Genomic DNA, 26306 nt, shown 5'->3' with positions numbered 1-26306 from the left:
AACCTTCCAGAATCGCCGCGCCTGTTGAAAGATCAGGCAAGCGCCGACAGCTATTTCCTACAGATCACCCGATTGGCGCGGCGCTTGCTCTAGCCCATTCAACGTTCATTGCTGGAAGCTTTCCGATGCTGGTGATTCATCGCAGAATCGACCCTCAACCCGTCTGGGCCGCCGAGCTGCACCTGACCTTCGAAGCGCGCAGCAAAAGCCGTTTGCGCTGTTTCAGTGCCGAAGGCGAAGACGTCGGGTTGTTTTTGGAGCGCGGCCAGCCACCGCTGTATGACGGCGAATGCCTGCAGGCTGAAGACGGCCGTGTCGTGCGCGTCTGCGCCCGCCCTGAACAACTGCTCCATGTCACTTGCGCCAATGCGTTCGAACTGACCCGCGCGGCCTATCACCTCGGCAACCGCCATGTCGCCCTGCAAGTCGGCGGTGGCTGGCTGCGCCTGCTCGACGATTACGTGCTCAAGGCGATGCTCGAACAGCTCGGCGCGCAGGTCGAGGCTATCGAAGCGCCGTTCCAGCCGGAACACGGCGCTTACGGCGGCGGCCATCATCATTCCCGCCACGGCGACGAAGACTTCAACTACGCGCCGAAACTCCACCAGTTCGGCGTGCGCCTGTGAATCCGGCCTGGGCGCTGCTGCGTCTGGCCAGTCCGCAATTGCCGATTGGCGGCTACAGCTATTCCCAGGGTCTGGAAATGGCGGTGGATAATGGCCGGGTCCACAACCCGGACGGCGCCCGCCGCTGGATCAGCGATCAACTGCTGCTCAACCTCGCGCGCTTCGAAGCGCCGCTGCTGTTGGCGCATTGCCAGGCCGCAGCAGATGAAAACTGGGCCGAATTACGACAACTCTGCGAGAGCCACCGCGCCAGTCGCGAAACCCGCGAGTTGCATCTGGAGAGCCGGCAGATGGGCTACTCCCTGCAGCAGTTGTTGAACGGTTTGCCAGAACTCGATGCGCCCGCCCGCGACTTTCTTGAACAGACCACAGAACCGCATCTCGCCCTGTGCTGGGCACTGGCGGCACGCGCCTGGGGCATCACCCCGCAGGACGCTCTTGCCGCGTGGCTGTGGAGCTGGCTGGAAAACCAGCTCGCCGTGTTGATGAAAACCCTGCCGCTGGGCCAGCAAGCCGCCCAGCGCCTGACCAGCGAACTGCTGCCGCTGCTGCAACAGGCGCAGCACGACGCGACCCACCTCAACCCCGAACACATCGGCAGCGCCGCGTTTGGCCTGTCTCTGGCGTGCATGGCCCACGAGCGCCAGTACAGCCGTCTCTTCCGCTCTTAGGGCTGTTTATTTTGGAGAATGAAATGGATACACAACCTCTGCGCGTCGGCATCGGCGGCCCGGTCGGTTCCGGCAAAACCGCACTGACCCTGGCCCTGTGCCTGGCCCTGCGCGAGCGCTACAACCTCGCCGTGGTCACCAACGATATCTACACCCGCGAAGACGCCGATTTCCTGGTGCGCAACGAAGCCCTCGCGCCGGAGCGGATCATCGGCGTGGAAACCGGCGGCTGCCCGCACACGGCAATCCGCGAAGACGCCTCGATCAACCTTGAAGCAGTCGACCAACTGAACCGGCGTTTTCCCGGGCTGGATCTGATTCTGGTTGAATCCGGCGGCGACAACCTCTCGGCGACCTTCAGCCCGGAGCTGTCCGACCTGACCATCTACGTGATCGACGTCTCCGCCGGCGACAAGCTGCCGCGCAAGGGCGGCCCGGGGATCTGCAAGTCCGACCTGCTGGTGATCAACAAGATCGACCTCGCGCCACTGGTGGGCGCCTCGCTGGAAATGATGGACAGCGACACCAAACGCATGCGCAACGGCAAGCCGTTCGTGTTCAGCAACCAGAAAACCGGTCAGGGCCTTGAAGAAATCATCGCCTTCATCGAACGCCAGGGCCTGCTGACCGCCGCCTGATCCACTTATCAACAAGGAAGCTTATCCATGACACTCAAACGCATTCTTGGCGCCGTGGCGCTGCTGCTGACACCGGCACTGGCCTTCGCGCACCCTGGGCATGGCGACAGCGGCCTCGTCGCGGGCATCAGCCACCCGATCGGCGGGCTCGACCACTTGCTGGCAATGCTCGCCGTCGGTTTGTGGGCGGCGCAGCAACAAGGCGCGGCGCGCTGGGCGCTGCCGTGCACGTTTGTCGGCACCATGCTGCTGGGCGGCCTGCTCGGTTTTGAAGGGCTGGAGTTGCCGGCGCTGGAAAGCGGGATTGCTGCTTCGGTATTGGCGCTGGGCCTGGCCGTGGCACTGGCCGTGCGTCCGCCGCTGGTGATGGCGGTGGCAGCGACGGCGCTGTTTGCGCTGTTCCATGGCGTGGCGCATGGGCTGGAGCTGCCGGAAATGAGCAGCCCGTGGGCGTATGCGGCCGGGTTTGTCGCGGCGACAGCGGTTTTGCATGCGCTCGGTTATGGCGTGGTGCGAGTTCTTCCGCAGGCAGCGGCGCCGCTGGTGCGGTTGGCGGGTGCGGCTTCGGCGGCGACTGGGGTGTGGTTGCTCGCAGGCTGATTTTTTATTGCCTGAACTGGCCTCTTCGCGAGCAGGCTCGCTCCCACAGGTTTTGTGTTCGCTGCAAATCCACTGTGGGAGTGAGCCTGCTCGCGAAGACGGCCTGACAGACACCGCCTCTCTCAAGCGGTGCTCTCTGCTACCATGTCGCGCAATCGCCCCAGCCCGTGACGCCCGCCCATGCCCCACGCTTCCCGCTCCACCGCCCTGCCCGAATTGACCGCCCTGTTTGGCCAAGTGCAGCAGCACTTCCTCGACGTGATCGTGCCGCTGTGGCAAGGCCCGGGCTGGAATGCCGACATGGCGTTGCCCTATGAGGCGCTGGACGCTACACACCAACCGTTGCCAGTGCAGCGCTATCGGGCGATGGCCTGCGCACGGCAGCTGTATCTGTTCTCCAGCCTGATCGGGGTTGTGGATAACGCCGAAGTCCGCGCCGCCGCGTTGTTCCGTTCGCTGCAACGGCATTTCCATGATGCCGAGCACGGCGGCTGGTTTTACAGCATCGATGCGCAAGGCAAGCCGCTGGACCAGCGCAAGGATCTCTACACCCACGCCTTCATCCTGTTCGCCTGCGCGCATTACTGGGACAAGTCCCGGGATTCGCTGGCCGAGTCGACATTGAACGCCGCGCTGGAAATCATCGGCCGCCGATTCGCCACCGGCGACGGTTTGTACGAAGCCTGCCTTGAGCGTGACTGGCTCACCCTGCAAACCGGGCCACTGCAAAATCCGCTGATGCATCTGGCCGAAGCTTTTCTGGCGACCCTCGCCGTGCGTGAAGACCCGCAAACGCAGAAGGCCCTGCTTGAGTTATGCACAGCCATGCACAAGCAGTTCGTCGATCCGCAATACGGCGTGTTGATGGAGAAGCCGCTGGGTGCTGTGGATAACTGGTACGAGCCGGGACACCAGTTCGAATGGTATTTCCTGCTCGAATCGTCGGCGCTGTTGCGCGATTCGAAACTGCATCGGGCACTGGATCGGGCATTTGCTTTTACCGAGCAGTACGGCGTGCTGGAGTCCTGCGGCGCGGTGCGGGCGATGCTTGATCTGGAAAGCAATGGTCGGCCCAGGGATTCCACCCAACGGATCTGGGCTCAAGCCGAGTACCTGCGTGCGCTGACCTTGCGGGCGGACAGCGAAGCGGTAGTGCTGCGCCAATTGCAGGCGTTGCAGCAGCGGTTTCTGCATGCCGGCGGCTGGCATGAGTGTCGCGATGAGAATGGAGAGGTCAGCCGCAAGGACATGCCTTCGACCACGCCTTATCATTTGGCGACTTGCTACCACGGTTTGGCTGCGTATCTTCGCTGACCGAACAATTGCTATCGCGAGCAGGCTCGCTCCCACATCTTGGAATGCATTCTCCTGTGGGAGCGAGCCTGCTCGCGAATGGCCTCAGCGCGGTATCAAGCCTTGTTACGCTCGATGGCAAACCCGGCCCAGGTCTGGCTCACCGGCATCAGCTCCAGGCTATTGATGTTGATATGAGCCGGGGTGTTCATCACCCAGAAAATCGTCTCGGCGATGTCCTGCGGCTGGATCGGCTCGGCGCCGGCGTAAGTGGCGTTGTAGCGTTCCTGGTCACCGGCAAAACGTACCAGCGAGAACTCGCTTTCGCACAGGCCGGGTTCGATGTTGCTGACCCGCACGCCAGTACCCTGCAGGTCGCAACGCAGGTTCAGCGAGAACTGTTTGACGAAGGCTTTGCTCGCGCCGTACACGTGGCTGCCCGGGTACGGGTAGTTACCGGCGATGGAACCGAGGTTGACGATACCGGCGCCACGGCCGTGGGCAATCAGCCGTGGCAGCAGCAGGCGAGTGGCGTACATCAGGCCTTTGACGTTGGTGTCGACCATGGTGTCCCAGTCATCCAGATCGCACTTGGGCGCCGGATCGACGCCGAGCGCCAGGCCGGCGTTGTTGATCAGGCCACGGAGTTTGGCGAACGACGGCGGCAGGTTGGCGATAGCCTCCTCCATCGCTTTGCGATCGCGCACATCGAGAACCAGACCATGCACTTCGGTCTGCTTCGACAGTTCGGCGCACAGGGCATTGAGGCGTTCTTCACGACGGCCGGTCAGGACCAGCTTCCAGCCAGCCTCGGCAAAACGCCGGGCACAGGCTTCACCAAAACCGGACGTCGCGCCGGTGATAAACAGGGTGTCGGACATCGTGTTCTCCTTGCTTCGGCCGCCACGGCAGCCCTTGGAATAGAAAATCAGCAGGCAGCATGCCCGCCCTCGCGAATACGGGCAACACTTGCCAGCTGTACAAAAAACAACCAGACCTGCCAAGACCACAGCCAGCGTGGCCTGTAGCCATGTGCACGCATGTTATCCACAGTCTGCTCCACAGTTTCCGGGGGCAAGTGCAAACGCGCAAAGCCGCGCCACACAAGGCTTTGCGGGCGAAATGGAAAGTTTTTTGCTTGACCGTGATGCGGGGGATGTGCGGGACAGGGCATTTTGCACGACGGGCGGTGTCACCGGGTGATTGCGCGAGGCCAGCAATTACGGCGCTCCGCGAGGTCTTTCCAGAGTTTAGTCACAGACTTATCCACAGGCTTGCGCACAGGGAATTGCCATGTCTCTGCCCCCCAGAAAAAGGTTGACAACGACGCCGCGCGCTCCAGCAAAAATGCCTGATCAAAAAACAAACACATCCCTGCAAGCCACGTTTCATAAGGCTTGCAGCCAGATACACCCACGTTATTCACAGCCAGCTCCACAGTAACCGGGGACAAGTCAAAACTGTGGAAAAACAGCCATTTGCAGCGTCTATATGTCGCGCTTTGGCAGCTTGGGGAATTTGTTTTCCACAATTTTGGGAATTACCCAATTTACCTGTGGTGGATTCCAAAAAATAAAAAAGCCCCGGGACTCTCGTCGCCGGGGCTGTGTGCAACCGCGAGAAAATCAGTGCCCACCCAGATAGGCGTTACGCACCTCCTCATTCACCAAAAGCTCTTTGCCGGTGCCGGTCAGACGGATTTCGCCGTTGACCATCACATATGCCCGGTCCGACAGCTTCAGCGCATGGTTGGCGTTCTGCTCGACGAGGAAAATCGTCATCCCGGTTTTTGCCAACTCACGCAGCGTGGCGAAGATCTGCTTCACCACGATCGGCGCCAGACCCAGGCTCGGTTCATCGAGCAGCAACAGCTTCGGCCGGCTCATCAGCGCACGGGCGATGGCGAGCATCTGCTGTTCACCGCCAGACATGGTCATCGCCCGCTGATTGCGTCGCTCCTCAAGCCGTGGAAACAGCTCGAACATGCGCTGCATGTCCTCTTTGGCGTACTTGTCGCCAATCGGGATGGTGCCCATCAGCAGGTTTTCCTCGACGGTCATGTCGGGGAAAACCCGCCGCCCTTCCGGCGACTGCGCGATACCGTTGGAGGCGATGTAGTGCGAGGACTTCTGCGTGATGTCGACGCCCTGATAGAGAATCTGCCCGCCCGCCGCTCTGGGCTGGCCGAAGATCGACATCAGCAAGGTCGACTTGCCGGCGCCGTTGGAGCCGATCAGGCTGACGGTCTCGCCTTCGTTGATTTGCAGAGAAACGCCTTTGAGCGCCTGAATCGGGCCGTAGAACACGTCCAGATTGCGCAGTTCGAGGATCGGTTGGCTCATACCAGCTCCTCTTCATCGGCGCCCAGGTAGGCCGCGATCACTTTTGGATCGTTACGGATCGCTTCAGGCCCGCCCTCAGCGATGACGATGCCGTGGTCCAGCACCACGATGTGGTCGGAAATGCTCATAACCATGCCCATGTCGTGTTCGATCAGCACCACGGTCAGATCGTGCTCGTCGCGCAGCAGCCGGATCATCGCGCTGAGCGCTTCGGTTTCCTGAGGATTGAGGCCGGCGGCCGGTTCGTCGAGGCAGATGATCTGCGGCCGCGTGCACATGGCCCGGGCAATTTCCAGACGCCGTTGTTGGCCGTAGGACAGCTCACCGGCCAGACGGTTGGCGCAGTCCACCAGATCGACCACTTCGAGCCAGTAGAACGCGACATCCAGCGCATCGCTCTCGGCCTTGCGATAGCCCTTGGTGTTGAGGATGCCGGCGAGCATGTTGCGGTTGACCCACATGTGCTGCGCCACCAGCAGGTTTTCCAGCACCGACATTTCCTTGAACAGGCGAATGTTCTGGAACGTACGGGCGAGACCGGCACGGTTCACCAGGTGAGTACCGCCGAACATTTTGTAGTACATGCGGCTGAGGAAGGATTTCGGCGAAACGAAATCGGTCGGTTTGAACGACTCGCCCAGCAACTGGATGACGTTGGTCTGCTGGCCGCGCACATTGAGTTCGATCTTGCCGCCCGTGGCCTTGTAGAAACCGGTCAGGCAGTTGAACACCGTGGTCTTGCCGGCGCCATTGGGGCCGATCAGGGCGAAGATCGAATTGCGTTTGACCTTCAGGCTGACATCGCTCAAAGCCTTGATGCCACCGAAATGCATCATCAGTTTTTCAACAGAGAGTACGACTTCACTCATGGCGCAGTCCTCTCGTAGTGAATGGCACCTTTGCGTGGTTTGACCCCGGTGCGGCTGATGCGGATCAGCCCGCGTGGTCGCCAGATCATCATCAACACCATCAGGATGCCGAACAGCAGCACGCGGTATTCAGCGAAGCCACGCAGCAGTTCCGGGGCGACGGTGAGCACGAATGCGGCGATGACCACGCCGATGGTCGAACCCATGCCGCCGAGCACGACGATGGCGAGGATCAGCGCCGATTCGAAGAAGGTGAACGAGGTCGGGTTGACGAAGCCTTGATAGGTGGCGAAGAACACCCCGGCCAGACCCGCCGTCGACGCACCGATGGTGAACGCCGAGAGCTTGACCAGTACGTGGTTCAGGCCCATCGAACGGCAGGCGATTTCATCTTCACGCAGGGCTTCCCAGGCGCGACCGACCGGCATCTTCACCAGCCGATGCTTGACGTACAACACCGCCAGCACCACCAGGAACAGCACCGCGTAAATGAAGTAATACTTTACGTCGGGGTTGTAGGTCAGACCGAAGAACTCATGGAACGGCACCCCGCCATCCTTCGCCCGCTTGCCGAACTCCAGACCGAAGAACGTCGGCAGTGGCGCCGGCATGCCGTTCGGGCCGCCGGTCAGGGACAGCCAGTTGTTGAGCACCAGACGAATGATTTCGCCGAAGCCCAGGGTCACGATCGCCAGATAGTCACCGTGCAGACGCAGCACCGGGAAACCGAGAATGCAACCGGCCAGGCCTGCGGTGATCGCCGCCAGCGGCAGCACGGTCCAGAAACCCAGACCCAGATATTGATAACCCAATGCCAGACCGTAGGCACCGATGGCGTAGAACGCCACGTAACCAAGGTCGAGCAGCCCGGCCAGACCGACCACAATGTTCAGCCCCAGCCCCAGCAGCACGTAGATCAAACCAAGGATGACCACCCCCAGCAGATAGGAGTTGGAGACAAACGGCACGATGATCGCCAGCACAATGATCAGCGGAATGATCCAGCGCAGCCGCGATTTGTAGTCCGCCGGCAGCACGTGCACGCCGGAACCGGTGCTCTCGAACCCGTCGAGGATCTTCAGGCCCTTGGGGGTTTGCAGGAACAGGCTGAGGGCAAAGCGACCGGCCATGACGATGGCAATGATCCACGCCACGCGAGTCGCTTCGAGGTTGAAGCTGTAGCCGTCGAGGACGACGCCGACAATCGGCCCGAACACGATCAGCGCAATCAGGCCGGCAAGAATCGCCTCGACCAGACTTTTTTTGATATCGATGGATTTTTCAGTGGTTGCAGACATCGCTTACACCTTCGACACAAGAGGACGGCCCAACAGGCCCTGCGGCCGGAAGACCAGTACGAGGACGAGCAGCGAGAAACTGAACACGTCTTTGTAGTCGGAGTTGACCAGACCGGAGAACAGCGACTCGGAGATGCCGAGGATGATCCCGCCGAGCATCGCGCCGGGCAGTGAACCGATGCCGCCCAGAACCGCTGCGGTGAACGCCTTGATGCCGATGATGAAGCCGGCATAGAAGTCGAACGTGCCGTAGTTCATGGTGATCAGCACACCGGCCAGTGCCGCCATGGCTGCACCGATGATGAACACGTAGGAAATCACCCGGTCGGTGTTGATCCCCAGGATCGAGGCCATCTTGCGGTCTTGCTGGGTCGCACGGCACATGCGGCCGAGCTTGGTGTATTTGATGATGTAGGTCAGCAGCCCCATGCCGACAAACGCGGCGATCAGGATGAAGACTTTGGTGTAGGTCAGTTGCACGAAGCCGGTGCCGACTTCAACACGCCAGGCACCGGTCAGCAGCGTAGGCACGCCCTGTTGTTTGGCGCCCTGAGCGATCTGTGCGTAGTTCTGCAAAATCAGCGAAATACCGATAGCGCTGATCAGCGGCGCCAGGCGGGTCGAGTTACGCAGGGGTTTGTAGGCGACACGCTCGATGACCCAGCCATACACCGCCGTGACGACGATGGTGAAGATCAGCGTACCGAGCATCAGCAGCGGGAAGGATTCGATACCGAAGTAAGCCAGCAGAGCCAGACTGATTGCCGCCAGGTAAGCGGAAATCATGTAAACCTCGCCGTGGGCGAAGTTGATCATGCCGATGATGCCGTAGACCATTGTGTAGCCGATGGCGATCAGGCCATAGACCGACCCGAGGGTCAGGCCATTGACCAGTTGCTGCAGGAAAATACCATCCATAACGCAATCTCACGCAGTGAGAACCTGCGCGCCCATGACGCGCGGTTCTTCTAGGAAAAATACAGATGTACGTCGGAGCAATGTCGGAGCGTGATCAGCCCGATCGCCACTGAATCCTGTGGGAGCTGGCTTGCCAGCGATAGCGGTGGATCAGCCAACTTGTGTGTCGATTGACCTGACGCCATCGCGGGCAAGCCCGCTCCCACAGGGTTTCAAGTGAGCCGAGTGATCGCTTCAGCCCTTACTTCTGCTTTTCCAGCTGGTGGTATTTGCCGTCCTTGTCCCACTGGTAAACCACGTAGTCGGAGACTTTCAGGTCGCCTTTGGCGTCCCAGGTCTTCTCGCCCATCACGGTTTTCACCGGGTTGGCTTTCAGCCACTTGGCAGCGGCTTCGCCGTCGTTTTTCTTCGCGCCATTGAACGCTGCCGCCAAGGTCTGAACCGAGGCGTAGGCGTACAGGGTGTAGCCTTCAGGCTCGGTGCCGGCCTTGCGGAACGCGTCCACTACGGTCTTGCTTTCCGGCAACAGGCGCGGGTCGGCGCCGAAAGTCATCAGCACGCCATCGGTGAATTGCGGGCCGCCAGCGGTGGTCACCAGTTCGTCGGTCACGATGCCGTCGTCGGACATGAACTTGACGTCTTTCAGACCTTGTTCACGCAGCTGGCGAACCAGCGGACCGGCTTCCGGGTGCAGGCCGCCGAAATAGACGACATCGGCGCCGGCGCCACGGATCTTGGTGACGATGGTGCTGAAGTCTTTCTCGCCACGGGTCAGGCCTTCGTACAGCACAGGCTTGACGCCGCGTTTTTCCAGCTGAGCCTTGGTGGCGTCCGCCAGGCCTTGGCCGTAGGTGTCCTTGTCGTGCAGCACGACGACTTTCTTGCCCTTGAGCATGTCGACGATGTAGTCGCCGGCAACGATGCCTTGCTGGTCGTCACGTCCGCACATACGGAACATGGCGCTGAGGCCGCGTTCGGTCACTTGCGGGTTGGTCGAGCCCGGAGTGATCGCGATGATCCCGGCTTCGTCGTAGATTTCCGACGCTGGAATGGTCGAAGAGGAGCAGAAGTGACCGACCACGCCGGCGACTTTCTGGTTGGTGAGGTCCTTGGCGACCGTCACTGCCTGCTTCGGTTCGCAGGCGTCGTCGCCTTTGACCAGGACGATTTTTTCCCCGTTGACGCCACCCGCCGCGTTGACCGCATCGGCCGCCGCCTGTGCACCCTTCATGTACTGCTCGCCGAATGCCGCGTTGGCACCGGTCATAGGACCCGCTACACCGATCTTGATATCAGCTTGAGCAAACGCAGAAACACCCAGCGCAGTAGCGACTGCGAGGGCCAGAAAGCCTTTCTTGTAAAACGTCTGGGACATGAGGTGGTGCTCCAAGGTTTTTTTTAGTTGGCACTGCGACTTCACTTCACTCAAAGCTCAGAGCAAGGCCCGTGCCATCGGTTTTTTATTCTTCAAAAAGTCGCTGCATTGTTGTTATTTCGACTGTTTCGGTCCCATTTTCATTGGGCGTGCAACCGTCTAAACCGCGGAAGGTGAAACCATTTGTTTTTTCAGGCGCAACCCGCACGCGCCATCATTGCAACCGCAGCGACAAACGACGTGCAACCAGCCTGTAACAGCCCGCGTCACCGAACTGCACACTGCTGGTGCGGGACTGCTACAACCCGCACCATTACAGGCTAGTCGCTGGATGCAAAAGCGCCGCTTGCGGCAACAAATTTCAACACTCAAATAACGATGCGCAGGCACTGGCCCGCGTGATACAGGGAAAACCCGGCCTCGTACAGGCAACTGCGCAAGCCCACACCGGCCAGGGGCTGCATCGGTGCGAAGGGAATCGGCAGTGCCTGCGGATCGCCGTTGCACAGGTAATCGGCGAAGGCTTTGCCGACGACCGTGCCGGTGGTGACGCCGCGACCGTTATAACCGGTGACGGCCACCAGTCCCGGCGCCGGCTCGAACAGACGCATCAGGTGATCAGGAGTAAACGCAATGCGCCCGGTCCAGGTGCATTGCCACTCGACCGGCTTCAGATTGGGGAAATAATGCCGCTGCACCCGATCGGCCCAGGCCTTGAGAAACCAAGTCGGTTTCTGATTGCCATTGCCGAGGCTGCCGAGCAACAGGCGCCCGTCCTTGTCACGGCGGATGCTGCTCAATACCTGACGGGTGTCCCACGAGCCCTGCCCGCCCGGGAGAATTTCTTGCGCAGCGTCTTCGGTAAGTGGCACCGAGGCGACCTGGTAGTAATAGCCGGGAAAGAAATTGCGCTTGAGTTCGGTCCAGTCGCCTTCGGTGTAAGCATTGGAGGCGATGACCACTTGTTCGGCGAGTACCGAACCCTGGGCGGTTTGCACCGACCACTTCTGCCCGACGCGCTCGAGGCGAGTCACCGGCGAATGATCGAACATCTGCCCGCCGAGCCCGCGCACGGCATTGGCCAGCCCGGTGACATAGGCCATCGGATTGAGCGTGCCGGCGCGGCGGTCAAGCAACGCGGCGGCGATTTTCTGCGTGCCGGTGGCTTGCTCGCAGGCCTTGCCGGTGAGCAGTTCGACCGGCGCGCCACGACGTTTCCATTGCTGCTCGCGACTGCGCAGATCCGCCTCGCCCTTGGCGTTATGCGCCATGTGCAAAGTGCCTTCGCGGCGCAATTGGCAATCGATAGCGTATTTATCCACAAGGCTGAACACCAGCGCCGGCGCCGCACCGAGCATGCGGTTGAGCTGACTGCCGACCGCCTCGCCGAACCCCGCTTCGATCTCGTCCGGAGGAATCCACATGCCGGCGTTGACCAGCCCGACATTGCGCCCGGAGCCACCGTGCCCTGCGCGATGCGCTTCCAGCACGCAGACGCTTTTGCCTTTTTCCAACAGATGCAGCGCCGCTGACAACCCGGTGAACCCGGCGCCGATCACACAGACATCGACCTTGACCTCGCCCTTGAGCGCGGTGTTATCCGGGCGTTGTGGCGTGAGCGTTTCCCACAGACATTCTTCGCGTAACGGCATTGCCAGACTCCAACAGAAACCCAACAAACACACAAACCTGAGTGAGCCCCCTGTGGCGAGGGGATTTAGCGAAACGTCGCACCGCCCCGCTGGGTCGCGGAGCGGCCCCAAAATTTCAAAAGCGACGACTGCTTCGCAGCCGAACGGGGATAAATCCCCTCGCCACAGTGCTCACTCCTACAGAGGATCTCCACCTGTCAGTCGAATGTAATGCCCTGCGCCAACGGCAATTCCAGCGAGTAGTTGACGGTATTGGTCTGCCGCCGCATGTACGCGCGCCAGGCATCGGAGCCGGACTCACGGCCGCCGCCGGTTTCTTTCTCGCCACCAAAGGCGCCGCCGATTTCCGCGCCGCTCGGGCCGATGTTGACGTTGGCGATGCCGCAGTCACTGCCGACCGCCGACATGAACCGCTCGGCCTCACGCACATCGGTGGTGAAAATGCACGATGACAGGCCTTGCGGCACGGCATTGTTCAGGCGCAGCGCTTCCTCGAAATCGCTGTAGCCGACCACGTAGAGAATCGGCGCAAAGGTTTCGCTGCAGACCACATCGCTCTGCTCGGGCATTTCCACGATGGCCGGCGACACGTAATAAGCATTGGGGAATTGCTCTTCCAGTTGGCGCTTGCCACCGAACACCCGGCCGCCTTCGCTCAGCGCCTGTTCCAGCGCATCCTGCATGTTTTCGAAGCTGTGCTTGTCGATCAGCGGGCCGACCAGATTGCCTTGCAGCGGATGGCCGATGCGTACTTTCGAATAGGCAGCCTTGAGGCGGGTGACGATTTCTTCCTTGACCGATTCATGAGCGATCAGACGGCGCAAGGTGGTGCAGCGTTGCCCGGCGGTGCCGACGGCGCTGAACAGAATCGCGCGCACTGCCATGTCCAGATCGGCGCTCGGGCCGAGGATCATCGCGTTGTTGCCGCCCAGTTCGAGAATGCTGCGGGCGAAACGCGCGGCGACTTTCGGCGCCACTTCGCGGCCCATGCGCGTGCTGCCGGTGGCGCTGATCAGCGCAACACGCGGATCATCGACCAGCGCTTCGCCGGCATCGCGACCGCCGATCACCACCTGGCACAGGCTCGGTGGGGCATCACTGAAATTTTTCACTACGCGATCAAACAGCGCCTGACAGGCCAGCGCGGTCAGCGGGGTTTTCTCTGATGGCTTCCACACCACCGGGTTGCCGCAGACCAGCGCCAGGGTGGTGTTCCACGCCCACACTGCGACCGGGAAGTTGAACGCGCTGATGACGCCGACCACGCCGAGCGGATGCCAGGTTTCACGCATATGGTGGCCCGGGCGCTCGGAGGCGATGGTCAGACCGTACAACTGGCGCGACAGGCCAACGGCGAAATCGCAGATGTCGATCATCTCCTGTACTTCACCCAGGCCTTCCTGAGTGATCTTGCCCGCCTCCCACGACACCAGCTCGCCGAGATCGGCCTTGTACTCGCGCAACACTTCGCCGAACTGACGCACCAGCTCGCCGCGACGCGGTGCCGGCACCTTGCGCCAGTGCTCGAATGCATGATCTGCGCGACTGATGTGCTGCTCGACTTCGGCAGCGCCCTCCCAGTTCACCGAGGCAATTTCACTGCCATCGATGGGCGAATGCACCGGCACCTTGCCGTTCTGGTACAGGGCCGGGTTGACTCCCAGACGATCAAGCAATGCGGCTACCATCGGTCTCTCCTCAAGCAAAAACAGAATGTGTGCGGCCATCCTTTGCATGGCCGGGCAGGCCTTTAGTTGTAGCCTCAGTGCGGCGATGCAACAAACGACCTTTACGCCAGATATCATTCCGTTTATTCATGCTGCCTAGCGAAAGACAAGAAAAAGGACTGGCCATGCTGAACAGACGCCACTTGCCCTCGATCACCGCGCTGCAATGCTTCGAGGCCGTGACCCGGCACCTGAGTTTTACCCGCGCCGCCGAAGAGCTGAACCTGACCCAGAGTGCGGTGAGCAAACAGGTCGCACAGCTTGAAGAACTGTTGCAGCATTTGTTGTTCCGCCGCGTGCGTCGGCGCTTGCAGATGACACCGGCCGGGGATTTGTATCTGGTCGAGGTCAGAAAAATCCTCAGCCAAGTGGAGATGTCGACGCATTACCTGCGCTCCTACGGCGGCGAAACCGAAGTCTTGCGTGTCTCCACCCCGTCGACCTTCGGCGCCCGTTGGCTGGTGCCGCGCCTGAAAGGCTGGCGCCTGCGCCATCCGTCGATTCATCTGGATCTGTGCAACGAGCAGGAAGCCGATGATCTGTTGCAGGGGCGCAGCGATCTGGCCTTCTATTTCGGCCAGGCTTCGCGACCGGGCACCGAATGCCTGAAATTGTTCGGCGAACAACTGGTGCCGGTCTGCGCCCCGGGCAGCCTGCCGGACACGCCATTCACTGACCCGACGCAACTCACCGACCTGGTGCTACTGCAAAATGCCTCGCGACCGCAGGCCTGGCACGACTGGTTCGACAGTCAGGGCTACCACACCGAACACAGCTACCACGGGCCGCGTTTCGAAACCTTTTACATGTGCATCCGCGCCGCCCAGGTCGGATGTGGCGTGGCGCTGCTGCCGCGGTTTCTGGTGGAAGAGGAATTGGCCGAAGGCAAACTGGTCATACCCTGGCAGCATGCGATGCCCAGCAGCGATGCCTATTACCTGGCCTACCCGGAGCACGCGGCGGAAGTGCCGAAGGTGCGGGATTTTGTGAAATGGATGCTTGAACAAATCGATAGCCCGGTGTGAGGTCAACCGGGATCCCTGTGGGAGCGAGCCTGCTCGCGAAAGCGTCGGGTCAGCCACATCATCTTTAACTGACACACCGCATTCGCGAGCAGGCTCGCTCCCACAGTGGATCTGCGGCGCTCTGAAAAAATGCTGGCAATCCCCACCGCCGATATGCGCCACTAGCGCCATCGATATAGACCGCGCCGGACGCGGCGCAACTGGAGACCCGTTTATGAGCGAGAGTGTGTTTGCCGATCGCATCGTGCAGAACCTGCTCGACACCGACTTCTACAAGCTGACGATGATGCAGGCGGTGCTGCACAACTACCCCAACGTCGAAGTCGAATGGGAGTTCCGCTGCCGCAATGCCGAGGATCTGCGCCCGTATCTGGCCGAGATCCGTCATCAGATCGAGCGACTGGCCGAGCTGAGCCTGAGTGCCGATCAGTTGAGTTTTCTCGAGCGCATCACCTTCCTGAAACCGGATTTCCTGCGCTTCCTCGGTCTGTTCCGCTTCAACCTGCGTTACCTGCACACCGGCATCGAGAACGGAGAGTTGTTCATCCGTCTGCGCGGGCCATGGCTGCATGTGATCCTCTACGAAGTGCCGCTGCTGGCGATCGTCAGCGAAGTGCGCAATCGCTATCGCTACCGGGAGACTTCGCTGGAGCAGGCACGCGAACAGCTGTATCGCAAGTTCGACTGGCTGACCGCCAATGCTTCGGCCGATGAGCTGTCGCAATTGCAGGTTGCCGATTTCGGCACGCGTCGACGCTTTTCCTTTGGCGTGCAGGCCGAAGTGGTCAACGTGCTCAAGCACGACTTCCCGGGTCGTTTCGTCGGTACCAGCAATGTGCACCTGTCCCGCGAGCTGGACATGAAACCGCTGGGCACCATGGCTCACGAGTGGATCATGGCCCATCAGCAACTCGGCCCGCGCCTGATCGACAGCCAGATCGCCGCGCTCGATTGCTGGGTTCGCGAATACCGTGGCCTGCTCGGTATCGCCCTCACCGACTGCATTACCACCGATGCGTTTCTTGGCGATTTCGATCTGTTCTTTGCCAAGCTCTTCGACGGTCTGCGCCACGATTCCGGGGACCCGGTGGCGTGGGGTGAAAAGTGCATCGCGCACTATCACAAGCTCGGCATCGACCCGATGAGCAAGACCCTGGTGTTTTCCGACAGTCTGACCCTGCCCAAATCGCTGGAGATTTTCCGCGCGCTGCACGGTCGCATCAATGTGAGCTTCGGCATCGGTACCAACCTCACTTGTGATATCCCGGGTGTCGAACCGATGAGCATCGTGCTTAAAATGACCGCCTGCAACGGCCAGCCGGTGGCGAAGATCTCCGACGAGCCTGGCAAGACCCACTGCAAAGATCCGAATTTCGTCGCCTATTTGCGACATGTGTTCAAGGTTCCTGCCGAATCCAGTCTATCTAGCAAGGAGTGAATTCATGCAAGCCGTACAGCGTGAGATTGCTGAGCAGCTCAAGGTGCAACCACCGTTCGCCGACGATCAGGCCCTGCAGGCCGAAGTCACCCGGCGCCTGACGTTCATCCAGGAATGTCTGGTCAATTCCGGGCTCAAGACCCTGGTGCTGGGCATCAGCGGCGGCGTCGACTCACTGACCGCCGGCCTCCTGGCCCAGCGCGCGGTACGTGAACTGCGCGAAAAAACCGGCGACGACCGCTACAAATTCATCGCCGTACGCCTGCCGTATGAAACCCAGTTCGACGAGCACGACGCCAAGGCTTCGCTCGACTGCATCGCCCCTGACGAAATCCACACCGTGAACATCGGCCCGGCGGTCAAGGCACTGGCGGCTCAGGTGTCAGCGTTCGAAGGCAAACCGGCGGCGTCGGTGGATTTCGTGCTGGGCAATACCAAGGCGCGGATGCGCATGGTGGCGCAGTACACGATTGCCGGAGTGGCGGGCGGTCTGGTGATTGGCACCGACCATGCGGCAGAAGCGGTGATGGGTTTCTTCACCAAATTCGGCGATGGCGCCTGCGACCTCGCCCCGCTCAGCGGCCTGGTGAAAAATCAGGTGCGCGCCATTGCCCGCAGCTTTGGTGCGCCGGAATCGCTGGTCGAGAAAGTGCCGACGGCTGACCTCGAAGACTTGTCGCCGGGCAAGCCGGACGAAGCGGCGCACGGCGTGACCTATGCCGAGATCGATGCGTTTCTGCACGGGGAAACAGTGCGGGACGAGGCGGCGAAGATCATCGTTGATACTTACAACAAGACTCATCACAAGCGGGTCATGCCGTTTGCGCCTTGAGGTATGGAAATGCCTGCACGAGCCTGTAGGAGCCTGTAGGAGCTGACGAGTGCAACGAGGCTGCGATCTTTTGATCTTGCTTTCAAGATCAAGATCAAAAGACCGCAGCCTTCGGCAGCTCCTACACAAAAAAAGCGTCCCGGGGGGACGCTTTTTTTGTGCCTGGTTTACTTGACGACGACGGTGCCTTTCATCATCGAGATGTGCCCAGGGAACGAGCAGAAGAAGCCGTAGTCACCGTCAGCTACCTTGGCCACATCGAAGGTCACCGAATCGGTTTCCTTGGCGCCGATGATCTTGGTGTGCGCGATGATGCGGGCGTCGCCATCTTTCAGGTAGTTCTTGTCGATACCGGCTGCCAGGCCGTCGGTAGCGATTGGCTGCATGTCAGCTTCTTTGCTGATCACCAGGTTATGGCCCATGACGTTCTTCGGCAGGCTGCCGGAGTGGGTCAGTTCGACGGTGAAGGTCTTGCAGCTCTTGTCGATCACGATTTCCTTGGTGTTGAAGGTCATCTGATCGGTGGAATCAACGGTGGTTTTGCACTCGGCAGCCATCAATTGGCTGCTGGCCAGCGCCAGCAGGGATACCGCAACAACTTTGGAAAACATGGTGAATCTCCAAGGCAGGGTTAACAAAAACACTAGTGGTGGAAAGACTGCCTGAAATCATCGCAAGTTCATATGACTTGAGTCAAAAATTGTATACAACTTTCAGGCTATGACACTCATCGACACAATCTAACGGCCATTTCGTACGGCCAGCCCTATGATCGGCCCACCTACTGAAACGGAGTGCCAGTCATGTTCTTTAATGGTCTGTTATGCAGCTTGCTCGCCGCCTACGCCTGTGGCGCCAGCGGTACTTTTGAATCACCTGAACGCGAAGTCTAGTCCTTGGAGCGCAGCGTGCCAGCCGTTACCCTGTGCGCCTGATCGACTCAGGAGTAACGCATGTCGCTGAAATCCGTTTGTGTGTTTTGCGGTGCCAACGCCGGTACCGTGCCGGCTTACACCGAAGCTGCCGTGGCCCTTGGCCGGGCATTGGCCGAGCGAAATCTGACGCTGGTCTACGGCGGCGGCGCGGTCGGCTTGATGGGCATTGTGGCTGATGCCGCGCTGGCCGCTGGCGGCGAAGTGATCGGCATCATTCCGCAAAGCCTGATGGACAAAGAGATCGGCCACAAGAGCCTGACGCGCCTGGAAGTGGTCGACGGCATGCATGCGCGCAAGGCGCGGATGGCCGAACTCAGCGATGCATTCATTGCCCTGCCCGGCGGCCTCGGCACGCTGGAGGAGCTGTTCGAAGTCTGGACCTGGGGCCAGCTCGGCTACCACGGCAAGCCTTTGGGGCTGCTGGAAGTGAACGGTTTCTACAGCAAACTCACGGCTTTTCTCGATCATATCGTCGGCGAAGGCTTCGTTCGCGCGCCACACCGTGACATGCTGCAAGTGAGCGAATCGCCAGATTCCCTGCTCGACGCCCTCGATCAGTGGCAGCCGACCGTCACACCCAAGTGGGTCGACCAAAAACCCGGTTAACCCCCGGACACCGATACAGGGCAGAATACGCGCCGCTCAACCTCACCTTCGACCCCAGAGGATCGCCCATGGCCAAACCCAATTACTCCTTCGCCAAACGTCAACGAGACCTGGCAAAGGAACAGAAGAAAGAGGAAAAGCTTCAGCGCAAGAAGCAAACCGCTGAAGAAGCGGCACTGAACCCTGACGGTGAAGTGGCGACCGATGATGATGTTGATGCATCCGATGCACCGAAAGATCAGACGCCCGACGCCTGAGCCCCACCGGGTTTGATGATCGAATCAGACCCTGCGGATTTGTGACGGGGCTGACAGTTCTGCTGCCGGCCCTCACAGCCCTGCTTTCCCTGAAACACCAAAATCCCCTGTGGGAGCGAGCCTGCTCGCGAATGCGATATATCTGTTACAAATCTATTGGCTGACCTGACGCTTTCGCGAGCAGGCTCGCTCCCACATTTGAAGACTCATCAATTCTGAGGCATCACCGTAACCCGCACTTCCGGGTCGTGATTACCCCCACCGAGAATCACTCCGCGCAGCGGCGACACATCGGAGAAATCCCTTCCCCACGCCAACGTGATGTGTTCCAGCGCCGGCCGCACATTGTTGGTCGGATCGAAATCCACCCAGCCCGATACCGGACAGAACACCGATACCCACGCATGCGAGGCGTCGGCGCCGATCAGGCGTGGCTGTCCCGGCGGCGGCTGGGTCAGCAGGTAGCCGCTGACATAACGCGCCGCCAGACCGCGCGAGCGCACACAGGCCAGCATCAGATGAGCGAAGTCCTGACACACGCCGCGTCGACGCTCCAGCACTTCCACCAGCGGCGTCGCCACCTGGGTGGCTTCGGCATCGAAGGTGAATTCGCTGAAGATCTTCTGCATCAGCGCCTGCACCCCGAGCAGCAACGGTCGCCCTGGCGGAAAACAGCTTTGCGAGAACTCGACGAAGCTGCGCTTCAAATGCACATAAGGTGACTGGAACCGGTAGCGACAGGCTTCGAGCAAGTCGGCGGACAACGGCTGACTGCTGTAGGTCAGCGCATCGCGGGTCTGCTCCCACGCTGGCGAGTGATTGAAATCCAGCGCCGGGCGCGCCAGCACTTCGACCGTCAGCCGGGCGTTGACCTGCAATTGGTCATGGGGCCGCTCAAAGGCCAACCGCGTCAGCGGATTGCCGAAAACATCCAGCTCATCCCGGCGCATGGTCGGTTCGGGGCTGATCAGCAACTGCTGCTCGGTGCAGCGTTGCCAGCTGCATTCGCGCGGCCACAGGTGCGCCAGTTGCTGCGCGAGGGAAACCGGGCTGTCGTAGTGATAACAGGTGTCGTGGAAGATCTGGTACTGAGCGCTCATCACACGGACACCGTTCGCTGGCTGACATCATCGACATGGGCGAAATGGCGCAGGGCCAGACGATCCGATACCTGGCCGCTGGCTTCGGCGATTTCCTGCAACAGATCGGCCAGACCATCCAGCGCGGCACGTACGCTGGATTTGCCGAACAGCGGGTTCTCCAGACAACCGAGATCAAACCGCGAGAGGCGTTCGACCAGCTGCGGCAGCGCGGTTTCGCGAGGTGCGCCGAAGTCGTCGTTCAAGCGTTTCAGCGTGCGGGTGACCAGTTTCAGCTGAAACAGCACCGCGTGGGGGTTCTGCTCATCCAGCAACAGCAGATCGAGCACCGGAATCAGTTGCGCCACCGCCAGATAGCGCGAGCGGTAGGTGATGCTGCTGTTACCCAACTCCAGCAACCACTCAAGCCCCGCCTGATCGAACGCACCCGCACCGCGCAGAAACGCGGCGAGGCTGCTGCTGAGAAATTGCAGGCGTTCGATGCGCCGGCCAATCATCAGAAAGCGCCAGCCTTCATCGCGGGTCATGTCATCCAGCGCAAACCCCGACAGCGCCGCCAGCGACATCACCAGACGGTTGAGGAAATCCAGCAGTTCGCCGAAGTCCGGTTCATCGACTTCCAGCTCCAGCGCCTCGCGCTGCAATTCGACCAGCGCCTGCCAGTTCTCCCGGGACAGCTTGCCGCGCACTTGCGAGGCGGCCCATTGCAGGCGTTGCAAGTTGGAGCGCAGGCTGAACGACCAATCCTCGCCCAGCAACGCAGCGAGCAGGCGCTCCGGCAGTTCGCCTTCATCGGGCAGCAAGGCCAGCCGCTCGCCGAGATCGACCGCTGCTTGCAGCGCCTGCGGATCATCGCCATCGACGTAACGCGTGAGCATGATGCGCAGCAGCCGCGCGCTGTCGTCGCAGCGTTCGCAGTAGCGGCCGAACCAGAACAGATTCTCCACTACCCGCGATGGCAGGTAAGGATCGCGCCGCACCAGATCGTGCACGCCGACATTGCGCTGCGCCTTCCACTGCTCGCCACTCGGCGCACGGTCGCTGAGCACCCAGGTGTCCTTGCTCGCCCCGCCGCGCTGCATCGACACCACTTCGGCATCAGCCTCGGCCGCCACTCGGGTCAGACCGCCCGGCAACACGCGGTAGCCATCGTGGCTGGCCACCGCATACATGCGCATGCCGATCGCGCGGGGTTGCAGATGACCGTCCTCGGCTTGCCAGACCGGCGCCTGCGACAGTTGCGCAAGCTCTTGCGCGACGTAGGCATAAGGCCGTGCCTGCATACGCTGCGCCAGCTCGAGGCGCTGGCTTTCATTCAAGTCACGGCCGAAAACAGGCGCGAAGCTCTGCGACGGGAACGCCGGTTTGATCAACAGCTCCGGAAGTTTTTCCAGCGCCTGCGCCAGCACCGGCGCTTCACCGCACCACCAGGTGGCGATCGAGGGCAGGATCAGTTCTTCGCCGAACAGGTACTGATTGATCTTCGGCAGAAACCCCAACAGCCCCGGCGATTCCAGCACGCCGCTGCCCAGCGCATTGGCCACCAGCACCCGCCCCTGACGCACCGCCTCAAGCAGACCGGGGACGCCAAGCGCCGAGTCGGTACGCAGTTCCAGCGGGTCGCAGAAATCATCGTCGAGGCGGCGCATGATCGCGTGCACCCGGCGCAGGCCACTGAGGGTTTTCAGGTAAACGGTGGCATTGCGCACCGTCAGATCGCCGCCCTCGACCAGCGGATAGCCGAGCTGGCGCGCCAGATACAGATGTTCGAAATAACTTTCATTGAACCGCCCCGGTGTCAGCAGCACCACCAGCGGTGCGTCATCGCCCTCCGGTGCCTGACGGGCCAAAGTTTCCTGCAAGGTGCGGAAGAAACCGGCCAGATGCTGCACCTTGAGATCACGGTACAAATCAGGAAAGGCACGGGAGACGATGGTGCGGTTTTCCAGCGCATAGCCGGCACCGGACGGTGCCTGTGTGCGATCGGCAGTGACCCACCAGCGACCGTCCGGCGTGCGCGCCAGATCCACGGCGTACAAATGCAAAAAAGCTGACTCGGGCGGAGCAATGCCCTGACAGGGCCAGAGAAAATTGTTGTGCCCGAAGACCAGCTCGGCGGGCAGCAGGCCCTCGCTGATCAACCGTTGCGGACCGTACAGATCCGCCAGCACTGCATTGAGCAAGCGCGCGCGCTGAGCGATGCCGGCGGACAAGTGCTGCCATTCATCTGCCGCGATCACATGGGGCAGCAGATCCAGTTCCCACGGCCGATCAGCGCCCTTGGGATCGGCATAGACGTTGTAGGTGACGCCGTTTTCCTGAATCTGCCGCGCCAGCAAGGCCTGACGCTGCACCAGTTGCGCGGGGCTGCTGCGCTGCAACTGATCGAACAGCCGCTGCCAATGCGCACGCACTGCGCCGCTGCCGTCGAGCAGTTCGTGATAGGTGCCCGCAGTCAGCGGGTAGCGGTCTAACAGGTCAGGCATGGAAAGCTCGGCAGACAGCAGGGAACGGTCAGACTAACGCAGGCACATGACACGCGGATATACGAAAAATCCGCGTGTTGCGTAGGCTCTAGAAACGGCGCAGATCGATGGTCATCGGTAGCTCGTCATTGATTTCTACTTTGGGTACGGGAAGTTTCCCCGGCGTGTGTCCGAGGCGGAAAAACCGCGCCATGCGCCGGCTCTCCGCTTCATTGGCATTGACCGGCAAGGTTTCGTAATTGCGCCCGCCGGGATGGGCCACGTGATACTGGCAACCGCCCACCGAACGCCCCATCCAGGTATCGAGCAGGTCGAATACCAATGGTGCGTGCACCGCTATGGTCGGATGCAGACAGTTGGCTGGTTGCCAGGCCCGAAAGCGCACCCCGGCGACAAACTCGCCTACTCGTCCGGTCGGGTGCAACGGCACCGCGACGCCATTACAAGTCAGCAGATAGCGCTGTGGCGGCAGGCCATTGAGTTTGACCTGCAAGCGCTCCAGCGATGAATCGACGTAGCGCAACGTGCCGCCCGCCGAGCCCTCCTCGCCCAGCACGTGCCAAGGTTCGAGGGCTTGGCGCAGTTCCAGCTCGATGCCATTGACGGCGTAGTCGCCGACCTTGGGAAAACGAAATTCCAGATGCGCCGCGAACCACTCGGCGCGCAACGGGTAGCCGGCGTTGTTGAGTTCGACGATAACGTCGGCGAAATCCTGCTCGATAAAGTGCGGCAGCAGAAAGCGGTCGTGCAGCTCGGTGCCCCAGCGCGCCAGTTTCGCCGGCGCGTAAGGCTCGCGCCAGAACCGCGCGACCAGCGCCCGCAGCAACAACTGCTGAGCCAGACTCATGCGCGCATGGGGCGGCATTTCAAAAGCGCGCAGTTCCAGCAAGCCAAGACGCCCGGTGGCGCCGTCCGGTGAATACAGTTTGTCGATGCAGAATTCGGCGCGATGGGTATTGCCGGTGACGTCGATCAGCAAATTGCGCAGCAGTCGATCGACCAGCCACGGTGCACATTCCTCGCCCGGTTCCGGCATTTGCGCAAAGGCGATTTCCAGTTCGTACAAGGCGTCATTGCGCGCCTCATCAACCCGTGGAGCCTGGGACGTCGGACCAATGAACAGCCCGGAAAACAGGTACGACAGCGAAGGATGGTTGTGCCAGTAACTGATCAGGCTGCGCAGCAGATCCGGCCGCCGCAGAAACGGTGAGTCCGCTGGTGTCGCGCCGCCGAGGACGAAATGATTGCCGCCGCCGGTACCGGTGTGGCGCCCGTCGATCATGAACTTTTCGGTGGTCAGGCGGGTTTGCCGTGCCTGTTCATAGAGAAACTCGGTGCGCTCGACCAACTCGTCCCAGCTTGCCGATGGCTGCACGTTGACCTCGATCACGCCCGGGTCCGGAGTGACACGGAAATTGCTGAGGCGCGGATCACTTGGTGGTTCATAGCCTTCCAGCAGCACCGGGCAGTGCAGTTCTTCGGCGGTGGCCTCAATGGCCGAGACCAGTTCCAGATAATCCTCGACCCGCTCCAGCGGCGGCATGAACAGATACAGCCGGCCTTCGCGGGCCTCGGCGCAGAATGCGGTACGGGTCAGCCAGTCAGCGGACTCATCGTTTTTCGGCACCCGCTCATCCAGCGCAGCAGGTTCGCCGTGCACACCGAGCTGCGCCGGATCCGGCAGTTCAGCGAAGTCCTGATTCGGATCGTTGGGACGGATGAACGGATATTCCGCCGCTTTCACCCACGGCTGCGAGGCCAGCGGCAAGCGGTAACCCAGCGGCGAATCCCCCGGCACCAGGCGACAGTGCTCGTCACGCAGATACCAGCGCCCGCTCTGCCATTGATCGCCCTTGGCCGTGCGCGCCAGCGGCAGCACCTGGCCGATCACCTTGTTCAGGCCCTGACTGAAGACCTTGCGCAATCGCGCGCGCTCCAATGGCTCTTCCAGACGCGAATCTTCGGCGCTGACGTTGCCGGGCAACGCACCCTCGCGCCACAGGTAGTAGAGATGATCCTCGTAGGCCGGGAACACAAAGCGCGCAGGCAACTTCAGCCGCTCGGCGACGCTGGCGAGAAAGCGTCCGGCCAGTGCGCCGTCGGCGCCATAGCCCTGCTGTTCGTCGGCGATCAATGCGTCGTTGTGCCAGATCGGCTGACCGTCGCGGCGCCAGCAACAATTGAGCGACCAGCGCGGCAACTGCTCGCCGGGATACCACTTGCCCTGGCCGAAATGCACCAGCCCCTGTGGTGCGTATTGCTTGCGCAGGCGCTGAAACAGTTCGGCGGACAGCCGGCGCTTGTCCGGCCCCAGCGCGGCGGTGTTCCATTCGGCGCCGTCCGGATCGTCGATGGAGACGAAGGTCGGCTCGCCGCCCATGGTCAGGCGCACATCGCCTTCGAGCAGGTCGGCATCGATCTGCCGGCCCAGTGCCTGGATCGCCCGCCACTGTTCATCGGTGTAAGGCTTGGTGACGCGCGGCGCTTCCCAGATTCGCTCGACCGACATTTCATGGCTGAACTGTGTCTCGCAAGGTTCGACCAGACCACTGATCGGCGCCGCCGAGGACGGATCGGGACTGCACGCCAGCGGAATATGCCCTTCCCCGGCGAACAGCCCGGACGTCGCATCAAGGCCAATCCAGCCGGCACCCGGCAAATACACCTCGCACCAGGCATGCAGGTCGGTGAAGTCGACTTCAGTGCCGGACGGGCCGTCGAGGCTTTTCACGTCGGCGGTCAGTTGAATCAGGTAACCGGAAACAAACCGTGCCGCCAGACCGAGATTGCGCAACAGCTGCACCAGCAACCATGCCGAATCACGGCAGGAACCGGAGGCGTGTTGCAGTGTGTGCTCAGGAGTCTGCACGCCGGGCTCCATGCGGATCAGGTAGCCGATGTCTTCACTGAGGCGCTGATTGAGCGCCACCAGAAAATCCACCGCAGGCAGCGGCGTGCGGTCGATGCTGTCCAGGTAAGCCTTGAACGTTGGCGTCAGCGGCAGGGTTTCGAGGTACGGCGCCAGCTCCTTGCGTTCATCGGCGGCGTAGCTGAACGGAATTCTCTCGGCGTACGGTTCGAGGAAGAAGTCGAACGGATTGAACACCGCCATTTCCGCGACCAGATCGACTTCGATGCGCAGCTCTGCGGTTTTTTCGGGGAACACCAGACGTGCCAGGTAATTGCCCTGGGGGTCCTGCTGCCAGTTGATGAAATGCTGCTCGGGCGAGACTTTCAGCGCATAGGAAAGAATTCGCGTGCGGCTGTGGGGCGCCGGGCGCAGGCGGACGATCTGCGGGCCGAGTTCGACAGCGCGGTCGTAGCGATAATGCGTGACGTGATGCAATGCGACATGAATCGACACGGCGTGCCTCCTGCGAGCCTTGGGCGTATGGGAAAGCGCGCAAGACTTATGCCATGCACAGGCTTGCGCGCTTTCGCGAAATGCTCAAGGCAGTACAGCACCAAAACCGGGCGATGCGAGGAAATGCTTGGACTCAGTTGCACGCAAATGTTGCGGACGCTGATTCTTGCGGTGTTTGATCGGACGCTTTCGCGAGCAGGCTCGCTCCCACATTTGGAATGCGTTCCCCCGTGGGAGCGAGCCTGCTCGCGAAG

At 61.1% G+C, this 26306-nt stretch carries 22 protein-coding genes; 10 read left to right on the top strand and 12 right to left on the bottom strand.

Features of this window, described 5'->3' with window-relative positions:
* Nucleotides 1–125 precede the first annotated feature (125 nt).
* From ureE to NF676_RS03495, 5 genes are all read left to right on the top strand, one after another.
* Nucleotides 126–626, top strand: a complete 501-nt coding sequence (ureE, locus tag NF676_RS03515) for an urease accessory protein UreE (protein WP_056787607.1) — start codon at nucleotides 126–128, stop codon at nucleotides 624–626.
* Nucleotides 623–1297 carry an urease accessory protein UreF gene (locus NF676_RS03510; RefSeq protein WP_150638248.1) on the top strand — a complete coding sequence of 225 codons (675 nt, stop codon included), beginning with the start codon at nucleotides 623–625 and terminating at the stop codon, nucleotides 1295–1297. The genes ureE and NF676_RS03510 overlap by 4 nt, the downstream gene beginning before the upstream one ends.
* Nucleotides 1298–1320: 23 nt before the next feature.
* Nucleotides 1321–1935, top strand: coding sequence for an urease accessory protein UreG (gene ureG, locus NF676_RS03505; protein WP_016771910.1), 615 nt, complete (start codon nucleotides 1321–1323; stop codon nucleotides 1933–1935).
* Nucleotides 1936–1962: 27 nt separating this feature from the next.
* Nucleotides 1963–2535, top strand: coding sequence for a HupE/UreJ family protein (locus NF676_RS03500; RefSeq protein ID WP_041480708.1), 573 nt, complete (start codon nucleotides 1963–1965; stop codon nucleotides 2533–2535).
* Nucleotides 2536–2715: 180 nt separating this feature from the next.
* Complete coding sequence (locus tag NF676_RS03495) at nucleotides 2716–3849, top strand: AGE family epimerase/isomerase (RefSeq protein ID WP_252887238.1); 1134 nt, start codon at nucleotides 2716–2718, stop codon at nucleotides 3847–3849.
* A gap of 95 nt (nucleotides 3850–3944) precedes the next feature.
* Here NF676_RS03495 and NF676_RS03490 read toward each other — a convergent pair whose 3' ends face one another.
* The 8 genes from NF676_RS03490 to amaB all read right to left on the bottom strand — a co-directional run bounded on the left by NF676_RS03490 (nucleotide 3945) and on the right by amaB (nucleotide 13970).
* Entirely contained in the window at nucleotides 3945–4709 is a 765-nt protein-coding gene (locus NF676_RS03490; protein WP_016771914.1) for an SDR family oxidoreductase, read from the bottom strand.
* 744 nt (nucleotides 4710–5453) lie between these two features.
* Nucleotides 5454–6170, bottom strand: a complete 717-nt coding sequence (locus tag NF676_RS03485; protein WP_016771915.1) for an ABC transporter ATP-binding protein — start codon at nucleotides 6168–6170, stop codon at nucleotides 5454–5456.
* Complete coding sequence (locus tag NF676_RS03480) at nucleotides 6167–7039, bottom strand: ABC transporter ATP-binding protein (protein WP_016771916.1); 873 nt, start codon at nucleotides 7037–7039, stop codon at nucleotides 6167–6169. Before NF676_RS03480 ends, NF676_RS03485 begins: the two co-directional genes overlap by 4 nt.
* Nucleotides 7036–8337, bottom strand: coding sequence for a high-affinity branched-chain amino acid ABC transporter permease LivM (gene livM, locus NF676_RS03475; protein ID WP_024011385.1), 1302 nt, complete (start codon nucleotides 8335–8337; stop codon nucleotides 7036–7038). The genes NF676_RS03480 and livM overlap by 4 nt, the downstream gene beginning before the upstream one ends.
* Nucleotides 8338–8340: 3 nt before the next feature.
* Complete coding sequence (locus tag NF676_RS03470) at nucleotides 8341–9255, bottom strand: ABC transporter permease subunit (RefSeq protein WP_041480712.1); 915 nt, start codon at nucleotides 9253–9255, stop codon at nucleotides 8341–8343.
* A 241-nt stretch (nucleotides 9256–9496) separates the two neighbouring features.
* Nucleotides 9497–10630 (bottom strand): ABC transporter substrate-binding protein, encoded by a 1134-nt coding sequence (locus NF676_RS03465; RefSeq protein WP_041480713.1) that lies wholly within the window; start codon nucleotides 10628–10630, stop codon nucleotides 9497–9499.
* A 368-nt stretch (nucleotides 10631–10998) separates the two neighbouring features.
* Nucleotides 10999–12282 (bottom strand): L-pipecolate oxidase, encoded by a 1284-nt coding sequence (amaA, locus tag NF676_RS03460; RefSeq protein ID WP_252887237.1) that lies wholly within the window; start codon nucleotides 12280–12282, stop codon nucleotides 10999–11001.
* 197 nt (nucleotides 12283–12479) lie between these two features.
* Nucleotides 12480–13970: an L-piperidine-6-carboxylate dehydrogenase gene (gene amaB, locus NF676_RS03455; RefSeq protein ID WP_290128313.1), complete on the bottom strand. Its 1491-nt coding sequence runs from the start codon at nucleotides 13968–13970 to the stop codon at nucleotides 12480–12482.
* Between the two features lie 164 nt (nucleotides 13971–14134).
* On the opposite strand from amaB, the gene NF676_RS03450 reads away from it, so the two are divergent.
* From NF676_RS03450 to nadE, 3 genes are all read left to right on the top strand, one after another.
* Nucleotides 14135–15034: a LysR family transcriptional regulator gene (locus NF676_RS03450; RefSeq protein ID WP_041480716.1), complete on the top strand. Its 900-nt coding sequence runs from the start codon at nucleotides 14135–14137 to the stop codon at nucleotides 15032–15034.
* Between the two features lie 214 nt (nucleotides 15035–15248).
* On the top strand, nucleotides 15249–16472 hold the full coding sequence (gene pncB, locus NF676_RS03445; RefSeq protein WP_076565435.1) for a nicotinate phosphoribosyltransferase: 1224 nt from the start codon (nucleotides 15249–15251) through the stop codon (nucleotides 16470–16472).
* A gap of 4 nt (nucleotides 16473–16476) precedes the next feature.
* Entirely contained in the window at nucleotides 16477–17304 is an 828-nt protein-coding gene (nadE, locus tag NF676_RS03440) for an NAD(+) synthase (RefSeq protein WP_252887236.1), read from the top strand.
* A gap of 167 nt (nucleotides 17305–17471) precedes the next feature.
* Here the strand turns inward: nadE and azu are convergent, their stop codons facing one another.
* Nucleotides 17472–17915 (bottom strand): azurin, encoded by a 444-nt coding sequence (gene azu / locus NF676_RS03435; protein ID WP_252887235.1) that lies wholly within the window; start codon nucleotides 17913–17915, stop codon nucleotides 17472–17474.
* A 342-nt stretch (nucleotides 17916–18257) separates the two neighbouring features.
* Between azu and NF676_RS03430 the strand changes: the two genes are divergently transcribed.
* Together NF676_RS03430 and NF676_RS03425 are read left to right on the top strand one after the other, a co-directional pair.
* On the top strand, nucleotides 18258–18845 hold the full coding sequence (locus NF676_RS03430) for a cytokinin riboside 5'-monophosphate phosphoribohydrolase (RefSeq protein ID WP_024011379.1): 588 nt from the start codon (nucleotides 18258–18260) through the stop codon (nucleotides 18843–18845).
* A gap of 68 nt (nucleotides 18846–18913) precedes the next feature.
* Nucleotides 18914–19102 carry a hypothetical protein gene (locus NF676_RS03425; protein WP_016771927.1) on the top strand — a complete coding sequence of 63 codons (189 nt, stop codon included), beginning with the start codon at nucleotides 18914–18916 and terminating at the stop codon, nucleotides 19100–19102.
* A 209-nt stretch (nucleotides 19103–19311) separates the two neighbouring features.
* On the opposite strand, the gene NF676_RS03420 is transcribed toward NF676_RS03425, so the two are convergent.
* The 3 genes from NF676_RS03420 to NF676_RS03410 form a co-directional block, all read right to left on the bottom strand.
* Nucleotides 19312–20202, bottom strand: coding sequence for a transglutaminase family protein (locus NF676_RS03420; protein WP_041480721.1), 891 nt, complete (start codon nucleotides 20200–20202; stop codon nucleotides 19312–19314).
* Nucleotides 20202–22688, bottom strand: coding sequence for a circularly permuted type 2 ATP-grasp protein (locus NF676_RS03415; protein WP_252887234.1), 2487 nt, complete (start codon nucleotides 22686–22688; stop codon nucleotides 20202–20204). The genes NF676_RS03420 and NF676_RS03415 overlap by 1 nt, the downstream gene beginning before the upstream one ends.
* 88 nt (nucleotides 22689–22776) lie before the next feature.
* On the bottom strand, nucleotides 22777–26052 hold the full coding sequence (locus NF676_RS03410) for a transglutaminase family protein (RefSeq protein ID WP_252887233.1): 3276 nt from the start codon (nucleotides 26050–26052) through the stop codon (nucleotides 22777–22779).
* Nucleotides 26053–26306: the final 254 nt, after the last annotated feature.

Source organism: Pseudomonas siliginis, from assembly GCF_024072275.1.
GTDB lineage: Bacteria > Pseudomonadota > Gammaproteobacteria > Pseudomonadales > Pseudomonadaceae > Aquipseudomonas > Aquipseudomonas siliginis.
This window is presented reverse-complemented; position numbering and strand designations above follow the sequence as displayed.